3 protein-coding genes are annotated in these 1,291 nt (G+C 69.6%); 2 read left to right on the forward strand and 1 reads right to left on the reverse strand.

Annotated features, from left to right (window positions below; translation table 11 throughout):
- Window positions 1-54 precede the first annotated feature (54 nt).
- Both N866_RS16505 and N866_RS16510 read left to right on the forward strand, forming a co-directional pair.
- The gene (locus N866_RS16505; RefSeq protein ID WP_034228442.1) at window positions 55-342 is read left to right on the forward strand and encodes an IS3 family transposase; all 288 of its coding nucleotides are present in this window, start codon (window positions 55-57) and stop codon (window positions 340-342) included.
- Complete coding sequence (locus N866_RS16510; RefSeq protein WP_034228444.1) at window positions 339-521, forward strand: hypothetical protein; 183 nt, start codon at window positions 339-341, stop codon at window positions 519-521. Before N866_RS16505 ends, N866_RS16510 begins: the two co-directional genes overlap by 4 nt.
- Here N866_RS16510 and N866_RS16515 read toward each other — a convergent pair.
- The coding region (locus N866_RS16515) for a cation transporting ATPase C-terminal domain-containing protein (RefSeq protein ID WP_034228445.1) at window positions 502-1,291 on the reverse strand (790 nt) is incomplete at its 5' end. The genes N866_RS16510 and N866_RS16515 overlap by 20 nt on opposite strands.

Here is a 1,291-nt window from a genome sequence, read left to right on the forward strand (position 1 = left end):
AGGGACCGGTGGATCAGGGCTGAGGTGACGATGTCATCTCCGAGAGGAGTCCTTGTGCCTGCAGCCAAACCGCCGGAGTTCCGGCGCCGAGCAGTGGATCTGGCCCGCAGTGGCCAGCAGCCGGTCGCGAAGGTCGCGTCCGACCTGGGCATCAGCGAGTCGTGTCTGCGCCGGTGGATGGCCCAGGACGACGTCGACACCGGCCGCCGGGAGGGCCTGACCAGCGAGGAACGCAAGGAGCTCGTCGAGCTGCGCCGCCGGACCCGGGTGCTGGAGATGGAGAATGAGATCCTCAAGCGCGCCAGCGCCTACTTCGCCCGGGAGAACGTCCTCCCAAAATGACGTTCCGGCTGGTCCGTGAGCTCGCCGACGACGGGATCTCCGTCGCGGTGGCCTGCAGGCCGTTCGCGCCGCGCAAGAACAACTCGCCTCCGACGGCCGCGAGCCCGACGCCCAAGATCAAGGCCAAGGCCAAGGCGCCGGGCTTCACGGTCGGCCCGCTCAGCCGGTGCGGCCGGTGAGCCTGCGCGCGAGCTTGATGAGCTCTTCGACGAGGAGCACGGTGGCCGCGACGGCGGCGCACGCGGCCCACTGGGCACCGGTCAGGGCGGTGGTGTCGAAGATCGAGTTGAGCAGGGGGAGCTGGACGGCGAGCACCTGCAGCAGGACGACGACGGCGAAGGAGCCCCACAGCCACCGGTTGGTGAACAGGTGGCGGGTGAAGACGCTCTCCCGCTCGGCACGGGCGTTGAGGGCGTTGAAGAACTGGAAGAGCACGAAGGTCGTGAAGGCCATCGTGGCGGCCACGGCGGCGCCGTACTGGTCGCCGGCGAAGGCGAGCACACCCAGGGTGCCGGCGGCCATGACCGCTCCGGCGCGGAACATCTTCAACAGCCGGGCGCGCCCGAGGATCCGGGAGCGCCGGTCGCGAGGCGGCTCCTGCATCAGCCCGGGCCGCGCGGGGTCCACTCCCAGGGCCATGGCCGGCGGCCCGTCCATGATGATGTTGACCCAGAGCACCTGAATAGCGGTGAGTGGGGCGGGGAGCCCGGCGATGGTCGCGCCGAGGAAGGTCAGGATCGCGCCGATGTTCGTGGAGAGTTGGAACCGGACGAACTTGACGACGTTGTCGAAGATCCCTCGACCCTCGCGAACGGCCCTGACGATGGTCGCGAAGTTGTCGTCGGTCAGGATCATCGTGCCGGCTTCCTTGGTCACCTCGGTGCCGGTGATGCCCATCGCGACGCCGATGTGCGCGGCGCGCAGCGCGGCGGCGTCGTTGACGCCGTCG

The sequence above is a fragment of the Actinotalea ferrariae CF5-4 genome (genome assembly GCF_000603945.1).
In the GTDB taxonomy this organism is placed as follows: Bacteria; Actinomycetota; Actinomycetes; order Actinomycetales; family Cellulomonadaceae; genus Actinotalea; species Actinotalea ferrariae.